Annotated in this window: 17 protein-coding genes and 1 tRNA gene; 11 read left to right on the top strand and 7 right to left on the bottom strand. The window is 63.9% G+C overall.

Annotated features, from left to right (window positions below):
* Window positions 1-37: 37 nt before the first annotated feature.
* A complete protein-coding gene (locus DRB87_RS19855; protein ID WP_130027155.1) occupies window positions 38-316 on the bottom strand; it encodes a PP0621 family protein in 279 nt (92 codons plus the stop codon).
* A gap of 6 nt (window positions 317-322) precedes the next feature.
* Entirely contained in the window at window positions 323-1,207 is an 885-nt protein-coding gene (locus tag DRB87_RS19860; protein WP_017234727.1) for an inner membrane protein YpjD, read from the bottom strand.
* A 112-nt stretch (window positions 1,208-1,319) separates the two neighbouring features.
* On the opposite strand from DRB87_RS19860, the gene ffh reads away from it, so the two are divergent.
* Both ffh and DRB87_RS19870 read left to right on the top strand, forming a co-directional pair.
* Complete coding sequence (ffh, locus tag DRB87_RS19865; protein ID WP_130027157.1) at window positions 1,320-2,684, top strand: signal recognition particle protein; 1,365 nt, start codon at window positions 1,320-1,322, stop codon at window positions 2,682-2,684.
* Between the two features lie 109 nt (window positions 2,685-2,793).
* A complete protein-coding gene (locus DRB87_RS19870) occupies window positions 2,794-3,342 on the top strand; it encodes a hypoxanthine-guanine phosphoribosyltransferase (RefSeq protein ID WP_130027159.1) in 549 nt (182 codons plus the stop codon).
* A 111-nt stretch (window positions 3,343-3,453) separates the two neighbouring features.
* Here DRB87_RS19870 and DRB87_RS19875 read toward each other — a convergent pair whose 3' ends face one another.
* A complete protein-coding gene (locus DRB87_RS19875; protein ID WP_130027161.1) occupies window positions 3,454-5,193 on the bottom strand; it encodes a proline--tRNA ligase in 1,740 nt (579 codons plus the stop codon).
* Window positions 5,194-5,406: 213 nt separating this feature from the next.
* Between DRB87_RS19875 and DRB87_RS19885 the strand changes: the two genes are divergently transcribed.
* Together DRB87_RS19885 and DRB87_RS19890 are read left to right on the top strand one after the other, a co-directional pair.
* Entirely contained in the window at window positions 5,407-6,057 is a 651-nt protein-coding gene (locus DRB87_RS19885; RefSeq protein ID WP_130027162.1) for an RNA pyrophosphohydrolase, read from the top strand.
* 142 nt (window positions 6,058-6,199) lie between these two features.
* Complete coding sequence (locus DRB87_RS19890; protein ID WP_130027164.1) at window positions 6,200-6,778, top strand: CNP1-like family protein; 579 nt, start codon at window positions 6,200-6,202, stop codon at window positions 6,776-6,778.
* Window positions 6,779-6,898: 120 nt separating this feature from the next.
* Here the strand turns inward: DRB87_RS19890 and proB are convergent, their stop codons facing one another.
* From proB to rplU, 4 genes are all read right to left on the bottom strand, one after another.
* A complete protein-coding gene (gene proB, locus DRB87_RS19895) occupies window positions 6,899-8,032 on the bottom strand; it encodes a glutamate 5-kinase (protein WP_130027166.1) in 1,134 nt (377 codons plus the stop codon).
* Between the two features lie 112 nt (window positions 8,033-8,144).
* Window positions 8,145-9,275, bottom strand: coding sequence for an Obg family GTPase CgtA (cgtA, locus tag DRB87_RS19900; RefSeq protein WP_130027168.1), 1,131 nt, complete (start codon window positions 9,273-9,275; stop codon window positions 8,145-8,147).
* A 151-nt stretch (window positions 9,276-9,426) separates the two neighbouring features.
* Window positions 9,427-9,687, bottom strand: a complete 261-nt coding sequence (rpmA, locus tag DRB87_RS19905) for a 50S ribosomal protein L27 (RefSeq protein WP_017234735.1) — start codon at window positions 9,685-9,687, stop codon at window positions 9,427-9,429.
* Window positions 9,688-9,715: 28 nt separating this feature from the next.
* Window positions 9,716-10,027: a 50S ribosomal protein L21 gene (gene rplU / locus DRB87_RS19910; RefSeq protein ID WP_010803930.1), complete on the bottom strand. Its 312-nt coding sequence runs from the start codon at window positions 10,025-10,027 to the stop codon at window positions 9,716-9,718.
* 328 nt (window positions 10,028-10,355) lie between these two features.
* Here rplU and DRB87_RS19915 point away from each other — a divergent pair, with 328 nt between their 5' ends.
* The 7 genes from DRB87_RS19915 (at window position 10,356) to coaE (ending at window position 17,016) form a co-directional block, all read left to right on the top strand.
* Entirely contained in the window at window positions 10,356-11,285 is a 930-nt protein-coding gene (locus DRB87_RS19915) for a polyprenyl synthetase family protein (RefSeq protein ID WP_083902357.1), read from the top strand.
* 23 nt (window positions 11,286-11,308) lie between these two features.
* Window positions 11,309-11,385: transfer RNA gene (locus tag DRB87_RS19920), tRNA-Pro, on the top strand.
* A gap of 240 nt (window positions 11,386-11,625) precedes the next feature.
* Entirely contained in the window at window positions 11,626-12,918 is a 1,293-nt protein-coding gene (locus DRB87_RS19925) for an HlyC/CorC family transporter (RefSeq protein WP_165385377.1), read from the top strand.
* 113 nt (window positions 12,919-13,031) lie between these two features.
* Window positions 13,032-14,228: a GspE/PulE family protein gene (locus tag DRB87_RS19930; RefSeq protein WP_130027169.1), complete on the top strand. Its 1,197-nt coding sequence runs from the start codon at window positions 13,032-13,034 to the stop codon at window positions 14,226-14,228.
* Between the two features lie 117 nt (window positions 14,229-14,345).
* A complete protein-coding gene (locus DRB87_RS19935) occupies window positions 14,346-15,566 on the top strand; it encodes a type II secretion system F family protein (RefSeq protein ID WP_130027171.1) in 1,221 nt (406 codons plus the stop codon).
* Window positions 15,563-16,405, top strand: a complete 843-nt coding sequence (locus DRB87_RS19940; RefSeq protein WP_130027173.1) for an A24 family peptidase — start codon at window positions 15,563-15,565, stop codon at window positions 16,403-16,405. The genes DRB87_RS19935 and DRB87_RS19940 overlap by 4 nt, the downstream gene beginning before the upstream one ends.
* Window positions 16,402-17,016, top strand: coding sequence for a dephospho-CoA kinase (gene coaE / locus DRB87_RS19945; RefSeq protein ID WP_130027175.1), 615 nt, complete (start codon window positions 16,402-16,404; stop codon window positions 17,014-17,016). Before DRB87_RS19940 ends, coaE begins: the two co-directional genes overlap by 4 nt.
* Window positions 17,017-17,138 lie beyond the last annotated feature (122 nt).

Consider the following 17,138-nt stretch of genomic DNA (forward strand, 5'->3'; position numbering starts at 1 on the left):
GGGGTCATCGCTGCGCAGCGTGGCTGCGCAGCGCGACTCAGATGCGGTGTTCGCGCATCCGATAGGCGTCGCGGTGTTCACCGCTGCAAAAATGCTGGCCGCCCGCGCCAGCGACGGATTCACTCTCGGGAAGGTAGGTATCGCACTCGCTGCATCGCACCATGCGTTCGGCGGGCGGCAACGCCTGACGCGCCGTCGTGCGCGCATCGTTTGCGCCTGGCGGGCGCATGCGCTCGGTATTGCGCTTGCGCTCGTTGCTTCGCATCCACCACGTGCCAACGATCAGGAGCACCAGTAACAACAGGATATTGCGCATCGCGCTTCAAGTCTCCGTCATGCGATGCAGCACCACCTCAAGCACGAAGCGAGAACCGACATACGCCAACAAAAGCGCCACGAACGACGCCAGAACCCAACGCAGCGCGACCTTGCCGCGCCACCCATAAAAATGCCGACCCAGCAGCACCGCGCCGAACATCAGCCACGACACCCCCGCGAACACGGTCTTGTGATCGATGCGCACCGCGCGCCCGAACAGCGCCTCGGAGAACATCACGCCGGAAATCAACGTCAGGGTCAGCAGCACAAACCCGGCGCCGATCAGCCGGAACAACAGTTTTTCCATCGTGAGCAGCGGCGGCAGCGTCTCGAGCCAGTGCGCCAGCCAGCCGGTCGTCTCGCCGCGTCGCGACGGATGCAGTTGCCGCTCGGCATAGAGCATCAGCAGCGCGTGCAGCGCCGCCAGCGCGAACAGCCCGTAGGCCATGTTGGCGATGATGAAGTGCGCCTTGAAAATCGGTTCCGCCGCAAAGCCGAGAATGCGCACATCCGGAAAAATCATCGGCAGCACACAGGTCACCGCGGCCACGGGGGTGACCATCAGCCGCAGGCTGTCCAGCGGAAAGAAGAAACTCTCGATCCAGTAGATGCCGACCGAGAGCCACAACATGGCCGAGAGCATGTACGCGAAACCGAAGTGCATACTGTCCGAGCGGAAGATCGTTTGATGCAGCAACACCCCGTGCAGCACGAGCGTGACGAACAGCGAAAGCTGCATCGGCCAGCGCGACGGCGTGCCCGCGACCGGCGCAGGCGCGACCTGCCCGCCCGCCAGTGCGAGCGCAGCGTTGCGTCGGTAGCCTTGCCACGAACAAACCGCCAATCCGGCATAGAGGATGGCGGTCAGCGCATACAGTAAAATAGTCATGTTTGAAGTTTACACCAGCCCATGACGGGCGCGCTGCCGTCCCCGCCACCGCCCCTCCGGGGCCGAACGGCAGGGCGAACGGGGCCGCTGCAGGTCTTACAGGATACGTTTCATGCTCGACAATCTCACTACGCGCCTCGCCAAGGTCGTCAAGACGCTGCGCGGCGAAGCCCGCCTGACCGAGGCCAACACGCAGGAAATGCTGCGTGAAGTGCGTCTCGCGCTGCTCGAGGCCGACGTCGCCCTGCCCGTGGTGCGCGATTTCGTCGCCAAGGTCAAGGAAAAGGCGCTCGGCGAGGAAGTCATTTCCAGCCTCTCGCCGGGCCAGGCACTTGTCGGCGTGGTGCAACGCGAACTGACCGCGCTCATGGGCGGCGACTACGAAGGCCGCGCCGCAGAACTCAATCTCGCGACCACGCCGCCCGCCATCATCCTGATGGCCGGTCTGCAGGGCGCCGGCAAGACCACCACCGTCGGCAAGCTCGCCAAGCTGCTGCGCGCGCAGAAAAAGAAGGTCCTCACGGTCTCGACCGATGTCTATCGCCCCGCCGCCATTGCGCAGTTGGAGACAGTGACGAAGCAGGTCGACGCCGACTTCTTCCCGTCGCAACCCGATCAGAAGCCGGTCGACATCGCCCGTGCGGCCGTCGACTGGGCGCGACGCCATCACCATGACGTGCTGCTCGTCGATACGGCCGGCCGTCTGGGCATCGACGAAGCGATGATGCAGGAAATCAGCGCCCTGCACGCTGAGCTGAAACCGATCGAAACGCTGTTCGTCGTCGACGCCATGCTCGGCCAGGACGCCGTCAACACGGCCCGCGCCTTCAACGACGCGCTGCCGCTCACCGGCGTGGTGCTCACCAAACTCGACGGCGACTCGCGCGGCGGTGCGGCGCTGTCGGTGCGTCACATCACCGGCAAGCCGATCAAGTTCGTCGGTGTGGGCGAAAAGCTCGACGGCCTCGAGGTCTTCTACCCGGATCGCATGGCGAACCGCATTCTCGGCATGGGCGACATTCTCGCGCTCGTCGAGGAAGCGCAACGCGGTGTCGACGTGCAGGCTGCGCAGAAGCTCGCCGATAAGGTCAAAAAGGGCGGCGACTTCGACCTGAACGACTTCAAGGCGCAAATCGGCCAGATGAAGAACATGGGCGGCCTGTCGTCGCTCATGGACAAGCTCCCCGCGCAATTCCAGGCCGCCGCCAGCCAGACCAATATGGATCAGGCGGAGAAGCAGGTGCGCCGCATGGAGGGCATCATCAACGCGATGACGCCGTCCGAGCGCGCCAAGCCGGAACTGATCAAGGCGAGCCGCAAGCGCCGCATCGCCGCCGGTGCGGGCGTTCAGGTGCAGGAGGTCAATCGCATGCTCAATCAGTACGACCAGATGCGTACCATGATGAAGAAGCTCAAGGGCGGCGGCATGATGAAGATGATGCGCAGCATGAAAGGCATGATGCCCGGGATGCGCTGATCGGATCCGATGCCCGGTTGCCCCTCGTCACGCGGGCGGGCATTCCGTATATACTCCGGGCCGCACATAGCGACATCTCCCCGCAACACGTTCCCCAGGGTCGCCCCATATGAACCGCGAAGAAGCCCTCGAAGTTTTCCGTAATTCCGAAGAGATCGTCTCGGCCGACGAGGTGAGCCAGTCCGTCGACACGATGGCCAAGGCCATCAAGGAGGCCGTTGGCGACGAATTCCCGATGGTGCTCTCGGTCATGGGCGGCGCGGCCGTCTTTACCGGCATGCTGCTGCCGCGCCTGGACTTCCCGCTGGAGTTCGACTACATCCACCTCTCGCGCTACAACAACACCACGACGGGCGGCGCGATGCAATGGCGCGTGGCGCCGCGCGACTCGGTGCGCGATCGCGTGGTGCTCGTGCTCGACGACATTCTCGACGAAGGCGCCACCATGGCGGCGATTCGCGATCGGATCCTGGAGATGGGCGCCTCGAAGTTCTACAGCGCCGTGCTGTGCGAGAAGATCCTGACGAAGGACAAGCCCTCGCATCCGGATTTCTGCGGCTTTACGGTGCCGGACCGCTACGTCTTTGGCTGCGGCATGGATGCCAAGGGCTACTGGCGCAACCTGCCGGCGATCCGCGCCTTGACCACGCCGCGCTGAGCGCCGCCGGCGGGACAACGTTCCGTATCCACCATACGACAAAGGGGCCTGCGAGGCCCCTTTGTCGTTTGGGTGCGCCGGCGAGCCCTCGCCCACCGGCATGACACCTGATCAGATCGTCTTGGCGACGCGCACCTTGTCGACGACGACATCCGCCACGGCGGCGACGTCGAGCAACTGCGCTTGTGCGTCGCGGCGGCCCTGATACTCGAGCTTGCCTTCCTTCAGCCCCCGGTCGCCGATCACCACGCGATGCGGCACGCCGATCAGCTCCCAATCCGCGAACATCACGCCGGGACGCTCGCCACGGTCATCGAGAATCACGTCGACGCCAGCAGCCACCAGGTCGTCATAAAGCTTATCGGCCGTCGCACGCACGGCGTCGCTGCGGTCATAGCCCATCGGGCAAAGCACAACTTCGAACGGCGCAATCGATTCCGGCCAGATGATGCCGCGATCGTCGAAGTTCTGTTCGATGGCCGCGCCAAGAATTCGCGTGATGCCAATGCCGTAGCAGCCCATTTCCATCGGCGCAGGCTTGCCGGTCTCGTCGAGGAAGGTGGCATTCATGGCATCCGAATACTTGGTCCCCAACTGGAACACGTGCCCCACTTCGATACCACGGCACAGGGCAATCTCGCCCTTGCCATCCGGCGACATGTCGCCAGGCACGACGTTGCGCAGATCGGCCACGACTTCCGGCTCGGGCAGATCGCGCCCCCAGTTCACACCGGTGATATGGAAGTCGACCTCGTTCGCGCCAACCACGAAGTCGCTCATCTTTGCGACCGTGCGATCGACCACGAGCTTGACCGGCTGCTTCGTACCGATGGGGCCCAGGTAGCCCGGCGGTGTGCCGAACCGATCGATGATCTCGGCCTCGCTCGCGAAGCGGAAGTCCGCCAGTCCCGGCACCTTGCTCGCCTTGATCTCGTTCAGTTCGTGATCGCCGCGCAGCAACAGCAGCCAGACCGTCGTGCCGGCCTCTTCACTGTCGGTGGCGAGCACAATCGACTTGACCGTGCGCGCCAGCGGGATCGAGAGCAGTTCCGCGACGGCTTCGCACTTGGCCTTGCCCGGTGTGGCCGTCTTGGCCAACGCCTCGGCGGGCGCGGCGCGCTCGCCCTGCGGGGCAAGCGCCTCGGCCATTTCGACGTTGGCCGCATAGTCAGACGCCGGACAGTAGGCGATGGCGTCTTCACCGGTATCTGCGATCACGTGGAATTCGTGCGAGCCGGACCCGCCAATCGAGCCGTTGTCGGCCACCACGGCGCGAAATGCCAGACCCAGACGCGTGAAGATGCGCACATAGGCATCGAACATCTTCTGATAGGAAACCTGCAGGCCGGCACGGTCCTTATCGAAGGAGTAGGCGTCCTTCATGATGAACTCGCGCCCGCGCATCACGCCGAAACGCGGACGAATCTCGTCGCGGAACTTCGCCTGTACCTGATAGAAATTCACGGGCAGTTGGCGATAGCTCTTGATCTCGCGGCGCGCGATGTCCGTCACCACTTCCTCGTGGGTCGGGCCGACGACGAAATCGCGATCGTGGCGATCCTTCAGTCGCAGCAATTCCGGACCGTACTGCTTCCAACGCCCCGACTCCTGCCACAGTTCGGCGGGCTGCACGGCCGGCATAAGGAGTTCGAGCGCGCCGGCGCGGTTCATTTCTTCGCGGACGATGGCTTCAACCTTGCGAATCGAACGCAGGCCGATCGGCAGGTAATCATAGATACCGCCGGCCACGCGGCGAATCATGCCGGCGCGCACCATCAGCTTGTGGCTGACGATCTCGGCGTCGGCGGGCGCTTCCTTGAGGGTGCCGATGAAGAAACGAGAGGCTTTCATGCAGATTTCCGGGAAAAATGAGGGTCAACGGCGCGCACAGCGGTTCGGGGTGTTGCCGGGAACGGGGCCGGGGCACGCCCCGACGTCGCGACGGCGCCCAAGACACCCGCCGGCCGTACGCGCCGCCCCGGTCACCCGAGCCGCCGCCGGCCGCCGCGCCGGTGATTATCTGTTTATAATCGAAGCAATTTTAAAGGATTCAAGGGTGGTTGTATGCTTGACCGTGAAGGCTTTCGCCCGAACGTCGGCATCATCCTCTTAAACGCACGCAATGAAGTGTTCTGGGGCAAGCGGCTGGGCGAGCACTCCTGGCAGTTCCCGCAAGGCGGCATCAAGTACGGCGAAACGCCCGAACAAGCCATGTTCCGAGAATTGCACGAAGAAACCGGGCTAAAGCCAGAACACGTCAAAATCATCGGTCGCACGCGCGACTGGCTGCGTTATGAGGTGCCGGACAAATTCATCAAGCGCGAAGTGCGCGGACATTACCGGGGCCAGAAGCAAATCTGGTTCCTGCTGCGCATGGTCGGTCGCGACTGCGATATCTGCCTGCGCGCGACCGAGCATCCGGAGTTCGATGCCTGGCGCTGGAACGAATATTGGGTGCCGCTCGACGCCGTGATCGAGTTCAAGCGCGAGGTCTACCAACTCGCGCTGAACGAACTCTCGCGCTATCTGCGACGCTCGGCGGCGCGCGCGCAGCAGGATCGGCGACGCTTTCCGCGCGCCGGGGCCCGGGTCGGCGAATTGCCGCCGGGCGCGAGCATTGCGGATGACGACACCTGCGACGGCGGCAGTTGTGTCGACGAGGCCGGCGAAATGGCAGGTGCCGCCAGTGTCGGCACACCGCCTCGGGAGCACTGATCCGAGCCGCCGCCGGCTTGTCCCATCATCGGTCGCGGGCGTCATGCCCGCGCCCTCCTTTTGACCTGGCATCCTCCGGGATGCCGCGCGGATCGTCCGCTATCGCTGATCCGCCGCCCAACCGACTTCTCGATCCCATTCCATGCGTCTTTCCCTCGCTCGCCGCGCCCCGCGCCTGACCGCCCTGGCCCCTTTGGCCGCACTGGCGCTGATGACCGCCTGTAGCAGCATGATGCAGCCCGTCCAGGACTACGACGAATACGTCGCCCAGCAGGAAGCCTCCAAGGGCAAGTGGAAGGAAGCTGAATTCGCCCTGCCGGCCAAGGCCCCGCAAGACGCCGATCTCGTGAGCTTCCCCACCCTGCCGAGCGCCACGCTCGACTACGCCATCGACACGAAGTCGGTGCAGGTGACAACGGATGGCGTGGTCCGCTACGTCGCTGTGATCCGCAGCAAACAGGGGGCGCGCAACGTCTCGTTCGAAGGCATTCATTGCTCGTCGTTCGAGTCGCGTCTGTACGCAACGGGCCGACCGGATGGCACATGGGTTGCGGCGCGCAACAGCGAATGGCGTCCGATTCGTCCTTATGGTGCAACGGCCTATCAGGGCATCCTGTACCGCGACTATCTCTGTCGGGACAAGGCCCCATTGGGGGATGCCAAGGAAATCGTGCAGAACCTGCGCTACCCGAAGTTCGATCAGAACCAGAACTATCGTTAAGCCGCCGACGCACGGTCGATAACGATTGACCGTCGAGATGAAAAACGCCGGTCACGCAGTTCGCATTGCGTGCCGGCGTTTTTGCCTGTCAGGCGCGAGGCCATCGCCCCGCCGTGGGGCTCAGCGCAAGATCAGATTGTCGCGATGGATCAGCTCGGGCTCGTTCGCAAAGCCCAGCACCTGTTCGATGTCGCTGCTCGGGTGACGCCGAATCAGACGCGCCTCCGAGGCGCTGTAATTCGACAGCCCGCGCGCGACTTCAAGGCCGCCCTCGTCCACGCAAGCAATCACTTCGCCGCGGGCAAACGTGCCTTCGACATCGATCACACCGATCGGCAGCAGGCTCTTGCCCTCTTGCGTCAGCTTCTTGCACGCGCCCGCATCGATGACCACGCGACCGCGCACCTGCAAATGATCGGCCATCCATTGCTTGCGGGCGGTGAGCACGGCCGTGCGCGCGACCAACTGCGTGCCGATGGCCTCGCCGCTCGCCAGACGCACAAGCACGTCGTCCTCGCGCCCCGACGCGATCACGGTATGCGCGCCGCTGGTCGCTGCGCGCTTGGCCGCCAGGATTTTCGTCAGCATGCCGCCACGTCCGATATTGGTGCCCGCGCCACCGGCCATCGCTTCGAGACGCTCGTCACCCGCTTCGGCCTCGTGGACGAACTCGGCCTTGGGGTCCTTGCGCGGATCGGCCGTGTACAGGCCCGATTGATCGGTCAGGATGACCAGTGCGTCGCCGTCGATCAGATTCGTCACGAGTGCACCCAACGTGTCGTTATCGCCGAACTTGATTTCGTCGGTCACGACCGTGTCGTTCTCGTTGATGATCGGCACCACGCCCAGACGGAGCAACGTGAGCAAGGTCGTTCGCGCGTTCAGATAGCGTTCGCGGTCGGCCAGATCGGCGTGCGTGAGCAGAATCTGCGCGGTGCGCACGCCGTGTTCGGCGAAGCGCGTCTCATAGACCTGCGCGAGGCCCATTTGTCCCACGGCCGCCGCCGCCTGTAATTCGTCGATGGCGGTCGGACGGCGCACCCAGCCGAGGCGCTGCATGCCCTCGGCAATGGCACCCGAGCTGACGAGCACCACCTGCTTTGGCGGGCGAGCGTCGCCACCATGCCGCAGCGCGGCGATCTGTTGCGCCCATCGCGCAATCGCGACATCGTCCAGCCCGCGACCGTCGTTGGTCACGAGACTGGATCCCACTTTCACCACGAGCCGCTTGGCATCGGCGATGACCGAACGCATGGAACTGGATTCTCCTGCGAATGTATTGGGAAGTCGGCGCTACCGCAGCCGGATCGCTGGCATTGGCGCGATGACAGGCAGCGCCATCGCCAGCGTTTGAGTGAGAAGGAGTTTACGCCTTTGGCGCGTCGTCCGGGGGCGCCTGCGGGGCGACGTCGGCCACCGGGGCGGCACTGCCCGCACGAAAACGCGGATCCTGCGCAGCGTCTTCCATCGCTTCTTCCACGGCGCCGCGTTGTTGATACAAATACTCTTGCACGGCCAGACACAGCTTCTCGCAACCTTCGCCGGTCAAGGCGGAAATCTCGAACGTCGGGCCGTCCCAGGCGAAGCGCTTCTGGAAGTCGGCAACGCGCTCGGCGCGTTCCGCTTCCGGCACCATGTCGACCTTGTTGAGTACCAGCCAACGCGGCTTCTGGAACAGTTCCTCGTCGTACTTCTGGAGCTCAAGGATGATGGCCTTGGCATCGGCCACCGGATCGACACCCTCGTCGAACGGCGCAATGTCCACGATGTGAAGCAACAGGCCCGTGCGTTGCAAGTGACGCAGGAACTGGTGACCGAGGCCGGCCCCATCGGCCGCGCCTTCGATCAGGCCGGGAATATCCGCAATCACGAAGCTCTTGCCCGGCGCGGTGCGCACGACCCCCAGATTCGGGTGCAGCGTCGTGAACGGATAATCGGCGATCTTCGGGCGCGCGTTCGACACCGAAGCGATGAACGTCGACTTGCCCGCATTGGGCATGCCGAGCAGACCGACGTCCGCGAGCACCTTCAGCTCGAGCTGGAGCATGCGACGCTCGCCCGGCTTGCCGTCCGTCTTCTGACGGGGCGCGCGGTTCGTGCTCGACTTGAAATGGAGGTTGCCCAGACCACCCGCGCCGCCTTGTGCGAGCACGACTTCCTGACCGTGCTCGGTCAGGTCGGCGATGGTCTCGCCGGTGTCCATGTCGCTGATGATGGTGCCGACCGGCATGCGCAGGTAGACATCCTCGCCCCCCTTGCCATAGCAATCTGCGCCTCGACCGGATTCCCCGTGCTTTGCGAGGTGCTTCCTCGCGTAGCGGTAATCGATCAGGGTGTTGATATTGCGATCCGCCACGGCAAACACGCTGCCGCCGCGACCGCCGTCGCCGCCGTCGGGTCCGCCGAACGGCACGAATTTCTCGCGGCGCATCGATGCCGAGCCGTTGCCGCCGTTCCCGGCGATCACCTCGATACGCGCTGCGTCAATGAATTTCATGGGGGTCCGTTCCGCTCAATTGACCGTCCGCAGACGATCCTAACTCTGTGTAATGGCCCGACCGACGCGCAAAATGCTCGCCGCGCACCGGCGGGAAAAACAAAAAAGGCTCCGCATGGAAGCGGAGCCTTTTGGTGGCAAAAGGCTTAGCTTACGCTGCCGGCACCACGCTAACCACTTGCTTCTTCGCTGCGCCCTTGATGGCGAATTGCACGTGGCCGTCGGCCAGTGCAAACAGCGTGTGGTCCTTACCAATACCGACATTTTCGCCGGCATGCATACGAGTACCACGTTGGCGAACGATGATGCCGCCAGCCAGGATCGCCTGACCGCCGTACACCTTCACGCCGAGGCGCTTCGACTCTGAATCGCGGCCGTTACGGGACGATCCGCCTGCTTTTTTGTGTGCCATGACTTAACTCCTTACCTAGCTCGATCGATTAGCCGTTGATGCTGTCGATACGCAGCTCGGTGTAGTTTTGGCGATGGCCTTGACGCTTTTGGTAGTGCTTGCGACGGCGCATCTTGAAAATCTTCACCTTGGGGTGACGACCCTGGGCGATAACGGTAGCCTTGACGGAAGCCCCACTGACCAACGGCGCACCGAACTTAATCGATTCGCCCTCGCCTACGGCGAGAACCTGGTCGATGGTGATTTCAGCGCCAATGTCAGCCGGTATCTGTTCTACTTTAAGTTTTTCGCCAGCAGCAACCTTATATTGCTTGCCGCCGGTTTTTATGACCGCGTACATTGTTGAACCTCACTCATAAACAAGAGAATTTTCCGCGCAGGCCGAGGGTCCCGAAAGGACTCGACTTACCAGCCCATCGCACCGCCGCAGACCGTCATACCTAGGTATTCTCGGACTTGACGCAACGAATGCGCGCACGAAAAGCGGGAATTATACAGACTTTCTCCTTTTGCGTCAAAGACTTCCGTGAAACCTGTCAAACCGCGGGGCTGGTCCCCGAAAGTCGCCGCGCCCACTATATAATTTGGGGCGAAATTTTCCTCACCCGAGCCTTGTCTTGACTGCTTCGACTTCTTCCCAGAACGTACTGGCCGCCATCGCCGACGACATGCGTGCCGTCGACCAGCTTATCCGCCACCGGCTGGCCTCCGAGGTGGTCCTGATCAATCAGATCTCGGAATACATCATCAATTCGGGCGGCAAACGGCTGCGCCCGGCGTTGCTGCTGCTTGTGTCCGGTGCGCTTGGCGTGAGCTCGCCGCATCGCTTCGAGTTGGCCGCGGTCATCGAGTTCATTCATACCTCGACACTGCTTCACGACGACGTCGTCGACGAATCCGACCTGCGTCGCGGCAAGCAAACGGCGAATGCGCTGTTCGGCAACGCGGCATCGGTATTGGTGGGCGACTTCCTGTATTCACGCTCCTTCGAAATGATGGTGAGCGTGGACAACATGCGCGTGATGCAAATTCTCGCGCGCGCCACCAACGTGATTGCCGAAGGCGAAGTGTTGCAGTTGCTGAACATGCACGACCCGGACGTCGACGAAGCGCGCTATCTGCAGGTCATCCAGTACAAGACGGCCACGCTGTTCGAAGCGGCAACGCAACTCGCTGCCGTGCTCGCCAACGCCGACGCGCAAACCGAAGCGGCCGTGCGCGAATACGGCGGACGTCTCGGCACCGCATTCCAGTTGATGGACGATTGGCTCGACTACGCAGGCGACACCGACGCGATGGGCAAGAACGCTGGCGACGATCTGCGCGAGGGCAAGCCGACGCTACCGCTCATTCACGTGCTGCAACATGGCACCGACGACGAGCGCGCACTCGTGCGTGAAGCCATCGAGAATGGCGGCACCGACAAGTTCGAACCGATCCTCGCTGCGATCACGCGCACGGGCGCGCTCGATTACACGCTGGCACGTGCCAAGGAAGAAGCCGACGCTGCGGCACAAACAATTTCAGCGCTACCCTCTTCCCAATACAAAAATAGCCTGCTAGAATTGTGTTCTTACTCGATAGCGCGACGCACTTAACGGCGAAGTAGCAGTATCGAAAGCGGGGTGTAGCTTAGCCTGGTAGAGCGCTACGTTCGGGACGTAGAGGCCGGAGGTTCGAATCCTCTCACCCCGACCAGAATGACCTTTGCTCGCGAGCAAAGCAAAAAAACCGCCGGACGTGTCCGGCGGTTTTTTTATGCCTGTTGCACACGTCATCGACGCATCATCGCGATGCGTCCAGGCATCGAATCGCTTGGCGTGCAACACATCAGGCTTGCACAGCGCACCCGGTGCCCGACGCGGCCGACCGCCGCATCCCCTCTGCTATAGTGGCAACTCATTGCCACCCGCCCGTGCCATTTGCGCACCCAAACGCTTGGAAGCCCTGCCCTTGTGGGCGCAGATTTGCGCCGTCGCCCTCCTGATCATCTGCTCGGGATTCTTCTCCATTTCCGAAACGAGCATGATGGCGCTCAACCGCCATCGCCTGAAACATCTCGTCCGGATGAACGCGCACGGTGCCAGGACAACGCAAGGCCTGCTCGCTCGCACCGAAGACCTGCTCTCGACGATTCTCGTCGGCAATAACGTCATCAATACCGTCGTCCCCGTGCTCACCACATCGATCGCGGTGCGCTACTTTGGCAACGACGCCATCACGCTCTCGGTCGCGACGGCACTCATTGCGCTGCTCATCATCATCTTCGCCGAGATCGGGCCAAAGATTGTCGGTGCGACGTATCCCGAACGCATTGCACTGCCGACGAGCCGATTGCTCAAGCCGATCGTGACGCTGGCCGCGCCGCTCGTGTGGGTGCTCAACGGCTTCGTGCGCGGCATGCTGCGCGTGCTGCGCATCGACACACGTCGCGCAGCCGGCGAAGTTCGTCTCACGACGGAAGAACTGCGCACCATCGTGCTCGAGGCCAGCAACTACATGCCGACCAAGCCGCGCAGTGTGCTGCTCAATCTGCTCGATCTAGAAAACATCGCGGTCGACGACGTGATGGTGCCGCGCGCGCGCATCGAGGCACTCGACATCTCGGCACCGCTCGACACGCTGCTCTCGCAGCTCGCGACCTGCTATCACAACAAGCTGCCGGTCTACGACGGCGACATCGATCGCGTCATCGGCATTCTGCCGGTGCGCCGCACGCTGGCCGCCCTGCAACACCCGGACGATCTCTCGGCCGACACGTTGCGCGCGTTGCTCGTCGAGCCGTATTTCATCCCGAGCGACACGCCCGCGTTACGGCAACTGCAGTATTTCCAGGAGAACCATCGGCGCATCGGGCTGGTCGTCAACGAATACGGCGAAGTCGAAGGACTGCTCACCACCGAGGACATCATCGAGGAACTCATCGGCGAGTTCACGACGAGCACGCCGGGTACGGGCGGGAGCCGGTCAGGCTGGACCTCGGATGACGATTGCCTGGTCAGCGGCGGCGTAGGGCTGCGCGACCTGAATCGCCGGTTGAACCTGCATTTGCCGACCGACGGTCCGAAGACGCTCAATGGACTGATCCTCGAAGTGCTGCGCGAGATCCCCGAGGCCACCGTCAGCCTCGAGATCAGCGGTGTTCGTATGGAAATCGTGCAAATCGACAATCAGGCGATCAAAATGGTGCGCCTGTTCAAGCCCGGCACACGAACGCCGTCGCAGGATTGAGTCGCCCTCGTTCACTGCACGTGACACCCGCCCATTTTTCGGGCAATTCCGATTGAGCCGCTCCAGGGTTTTGACGAGACTGACGTTTCACGCAGCACTCGTCAGACCCTGTCATGTCATTTCATTCCTCTGAAGTCTCCGCCACGGCGACAACCACCGAGCCGCTCGCGTCAACGTCGCGCGCATCGCTCGACGCCACCACCCCCTTGCAGTTTCTCGAACAGATGCTGGGCGAGGCGGTTCGGGCTGGCGCGTCCGATGTGCACTTCGAACCGATGGCACAACGCTTTCGCATTCGACTGCGGATCGACGGCCATCTTTACGAGCACTGCGATGTGCCGCTGCCGTGGCGCGACATGCTCGTCTCACGCCTGAAGGTGCTCGCCAATCTGGATATCGCCCAGAAGCGTCTGCCGCAGGACGGGCGCATGGTGTGGCGCGAAGCGGGCGAACCCGTGGAGTGCCGCGTCAGCGCATTGCCCACGCTGCACGGCGAGAAGCTTGTCGTGCGTCTGCTCGATGGCGCGAAGGTTCCGCTCTCGCTGGAAGGACTCGGCTACACGCCAAAGCAGTACCTCGCGCTCACGCGCGCCATTGCTCGGCCACACGGCATGATTCTGCTGACCGGCCCAACCGGCAGCGGCAAGACCGTCTCACTTTACAGTTGCCTCAAGCGGCTCAACGACACCTCGCGCAATATCGTCACCATCGAAGACCCGGTCGAAATCCGCTTGCCAGGGGTCACGCAGGTCAATCTCAACGAGCGCGCCGGGCTCGACTTCGCGACCGCCTTGCGCGCGTTTCTTCGACAGGATCCGGACGTGCTCGTCGTCGGCGAGATTCGCGATACCCAAACCGCCGAGATCGCCGTGCAGGCGGCGCAGACCGGACACCTCGTATTCGCAACCGTCCATGCGAACGACGCGACGAGCACACTCGCCCGACTGTTCGATCTCGGGGTCGCACCGTTCAATCTGTCGTCGACGCTGCTGCTCATCAGCGCACAGCGCTTGCTCAGGCGTCGGTGTCCGGCGGGTTGCGAACCCGGTCGTGCGCCAGAGGACATCGTCCGGGCCGGCCCGCCCTGCATGCGCTGTCACGGCACGGGCTTCGCCGGGCGCATCGGTGCGTTCCAGGTCATGCCGATCAGCGCGGTGCAAGCGACCAACATTGCACAGGCCCGAAGCCCTCACGCACTCGCGGCGCAAGCGCAGCGCGAAGGTGTGATGACCCTGCGCGAAGCCGGTCTCTGGCATTGCGCAACAGGCACCGTAAGCGAGGAGGATGTCGATGCGACCACGCCCGCCTGATGCTCAGCTACCGCGCGCGCGGCATAACGCGTCGATTCCATCGGCACATGCCGCGCGCCAGGCCGCAGTAGGGTCGAACCACCGATCGCCGCGCGTCACAGTGCGCAGGGGTGAACCATGTCGCGTATAGCGCAGCCCCGCCGCTGGCACTGGCAAGGTCGCGATGCCCAGGGGCAATGCCGGCGCGGCGAGGTGCTCGCCCACGGCGAAGCCGCCGCGCGTTTGCTGCTGCGCGGCCAGCCCGTGACGATCACGCATTTGCGGCCGGGTCGCCGGCATACGCCCTCCAGACGCGTCGGAACCGCCGATGCCACCGATCTGGTTCGGCGCCTCGCCACGTTGCTCGGTGCGGGGGTGCCGCTCACGTCAGCCCTCGACGTACTCGCGCGTGGCGCCCATACGCGAGGGCTCAAGCGGCTCGCGTCCGATATCGGACTGGACGTCGGGCGCGGGCATCCGTTGGCGCACGCTATGGCGCAGGCCAGCCACCGTTTCAGCGGCGTCGACTGTCAATTGATTGCCGCCGCCGAACTGAGCGGTCAGCTCGGCCCAACGCTGGCACGTCTGAGTGCGCATTACGATCACACGCGAACGGTGCGAGAGAAGCTCCAGCGCGCGCTTGCCTATCCGCTGACGGTGCTGGTCGTCGCACTGGCCGTCGTGATGGCGCTGCTGCAGTGGGTGATCCCGGAGTTCGAGCGACTGTTCGCCAGCGCCGCCGGTGGCGGCATGCCCCTGCCGCCGCTCACGCGATGGCTCATCGACCTCTCGCGAGCGTCGCTGACAAACGGCCCGTGGCTGCTGGTCGGCCTGGGCATCGCCGGGCTGGTCGTCGCGGCGGCATTGCGCCGCAGTCCCCGAACGCGGCGTCTCCGGGATCGCCTGCTCTTGCAACTGCCCGGCGCCGGACGCATCCTGTGCATGCTGAGCGCTGCCCGGTGGGCCAGAACCCTTGGCACGTTGCTCGACGCGGGCGTCGCGCTTCCCGACGCGATGGACGCCGCCGCGAGCGCATGCGGCAACCTCGTCATGCAGCGCGCGGCGCACGACGTGCACCGGGAAGTCGCCCGAGGTGCGCGTCTGGCGACCTCGCTCGAGGCCGATGCACACTGGCCCCTGATCATCGCGCAACTGACCGTGATCGGGGAGGAATCGGGTACACTCGGGCGCATGCTCAATCAGGCCGCCGGCCTGCTCGACGAAGACGCTTCGCACGCGCTGGTCAGTGCCTGTGCGGCGCTCGAACCCATCATGATTACGTTTCTTGGCCTGCTGATCGGCGGCATGGTCCTCGCCATGTACCTGCCGATGTTCCAACTCGGATACGGTGTCGCATGAACGGTTACGCAGAGCTGCTACCGGTCGATTGGCTGGCGCAACTGGCACCTCACTGGCGCTTTGTGCTGTTCGCCGCCTTGGGCGTCGTCGCCGGGCTCGGTCTCGATGCCGTCGTGCGGCGCGTGCCCGCGGCGATCGAACGGGCGTGGCTGGAAGAGATGCAGGCGGTCGATGCCACGAACGCATCGGCCCTGCGCGCTCCTTTTCATCAAGCTGCCCCGCCATCCGCCTCGATGGCGCTCAGCGCCCCACTCGCAGCACCTCCCGCCCCGTTGGCGGACGCTGCAGCGCCTCGCCGCTGGCAACTCTCGCTCCTCAGCGGCGCGCTGAGCGTCGCCGTGGCTTGGCGCTTCGGCCCGACCTGGCAGAGCCTCGGCGCACTCGGACTCGTCTGGACACTCATTGCGCTCGCATACATCGATCACGATACGCAACTCCTGCCTGACATCCTCACGCTGCCGCTGTTGTGGGCAGGCCTGCTGTGCAACCTCGGGCACTGGTTCGCCGCGCTCCCGGCGGCGGTCGTCGGGGCCGCGACCGGCTACCTGAGCCTGTGGGCGTTGTATTGGGTGTACTGGTGGCTGCGTCGGCGCGAGGGCATGGGCTTCGGCGACTTCAAGCTCTACGCGGCGCTGGGTGCGTGGTTCGGTTGGACCGCCCTGCTACAGATCCTGCTGCTCGCCTGTGTGCTCGCCATCGTGATCGCCGGCACCGCCTGGCTCACCGGACGACTGCGCAGCGATCAAATGTTTCCTTTCGGCGCCTTTCTCGCCGCCGCGGGCATCGCCACGCTGTTTGGCGGCAATGGCCTGTTGATCTGGATTGGAGGAACGCCATGACTTACGCCATCGGCCTGACCGGCGGCATCGGTAGCGGCAAGACGACGGTCGCCAACCTGTTCGCCACGCACGGCATCGCCATCATCGACACCGATGCCATCGCGCACAGCATCACCGCTCCGGGCGGCGCGGCCATGCCCGCGATCCGGCGCGAGTTCGGCGACGCCTTTGTTGCCCCGGACGGGGCGCTCGACCGCGCACGCATGCGCGACGCCGTCTTCACGGACGATGCGGCCAGAGCACGTTTGGAGGCCATTACCCACCCGTTGATTCGCACGGAGTGCGAGCGTGCCGCCAGCGACGCCAAAGGGCCCTATCTGATTTTCGTCGTGCCCCTGCTGGTGGAATCCGGGAAGTGGCGAGAGCGCGTGCAGCGCGTGCTCGTCGTCGATTGCACTGAGCAGACGCAGATCGCGCGCGTCATGTCCCGTAACGGCTTCACGCGCGACCAGGTGCAGGCGATCATGGCGCGTCAGGCAAGTCGGGCGCAGCGGCTCGCCGCCGCCGACGACGTCATCGACAACGATGTCCAGCATGCCCCACTCGCCCCACAGGTCGACCGTTTGCATGCGGCGTATCTGAAGTTTGCGGCGCAGGCCGAAGGGCGTTGATCGACGCCGGCGTTCGCATGAACAGCGCCGCTCGCACGCCCCGCCTTCGAATGAGCGCCCACGCGCGTTGCGCCTCGACAGATTCCGGCATTAGAATGTCGCCATTACGCTGAAAAGCGCCA

Origin of the sequence: Pandoraea sp. XY-2 (genome assembly GCF_004193915.1) — a bacterium.
GTDB classification, from domain to species: domain Bacteria; phylum Pseudomonadota; class Gammaproteobacteria; order Burkholderiales; family Burkholderiaceae; genus Pandoraea; species Pandoraea cepalis.

Excerpts from the sequence above, each read along its gene's own strand:
- proB (WP_130027166.1), bottom strand. The coding sequence starts at position 8,032 with ATGCGTTCGGTCATCGCCGATGCCAAGCGGCTCGTGGTGAAAGTGGGA.
- DRB87_RS19885 (WP_130027162.1), top strand. The coding sequence starts at position 5,407 with ATGCTTGACCGTGAAGGCTTTCGCCCGAACGTCGGCATCATCCTCTTA.
- rplU (WP_010803930.1), bottom strand. The coding sequence starts at position 10,027 with ATGTACGCGGTCATAAAAACCGGCGGCAAGCAATATAAGGTTGCTGCT.
- DRB87_RS19915 (WP_083902357.1), top strand. The coding sequence starts at position 10,356 with ATGCGTGCCGTCGACCAGCTTATCCGCCACCGGCTGGCCTCCGAGGTG.
- DRB87_RS19875 (WP_130027161.1), bottom strand. The coding sequence starts at position 5,193 with ATGAAAGCCTCTCGTTTCTTCATCGGCACCCTCAAGGAAGCGCCCGCC.
- coaE (WP_130027175.1), top strand. The coding sequence starts at position 16,402 with ATGACTTACGCCATCGGCCTGACCGGCGGCATCGGTAGCGGCAAGACG.
- ffh (WP_130027157.1), top strand. The coding sequence starts at position 1,320 with ATGCTCGACAATCTCACTACGCGCCTCGCCAAGGTCGTCAAGACGCTG.
- DRB87_RS19855 (WP_130027155.1), bottom strand. The coding sequence starts at position 316 with ATGCGCAATATCCTGTTGTTACTGGTGCTCCTGATCGTTGGCACGTGG.
- DRB87_RS19940 (WP_130027173.1), top strand. The coding sequence starts at position 15,563 with ATGAACGGTTACGCAGAGCTGCTACCGGTCGATTGGCTGGCGCAACTG.
- DRB87_RS19890 (WP_130027164.1), top strand. The coding sequence starts at position 6,200 with ATGCGTCTTTCCCTCGCTCGCCGCGCCCCGCGCCTGACCGCCCTGGCC.
- DRB87_RS19930 (WP_130027169.1), top strand. The coding sequence starts at position 13,032 with ATGTCATTTCATTCCTCTGAAGTCTCCGCCACGGCGACAACCACCGAG.
- DRB87_RS19870 (WP_130027159.1), top strand. The coding sequence starts at position 2,794 with ATGAACCGCGAAGAAGCCCTCGAAGTTTTCCGTAATTCCGAAGAGATC.
- DRB87_RS19935 (WP_130027171.1), top strand. The coding sequence starts at position 14,346 with ATGTCGCGTATAGCGCAGCCCCGCCGCTGGCACTGGCAAGGTCGCGAT.
- DRB87_RS19860 (WP_017234727.1), bottom strand. The coding sequence starts at position 1,207 with ATGACTATTTTACTGTATGCGCTGACCGCCATCCTCTATGCCGGATTG.
- cgtA (WP_130027168.1), bottom strand. The coding sequence starts at position 9,275 with ATGAAATTCATTGACGCAGCGCGTATCGAGGTGATCGCCGGGAACGGC.
- rpmA (WP_017234735.1), bottom strand. The coding sequence starts at position 9,687 with ATGGCACACAAAAAAGCAGGCGGATCGTCCCGTAACGGCCGCGATTCA.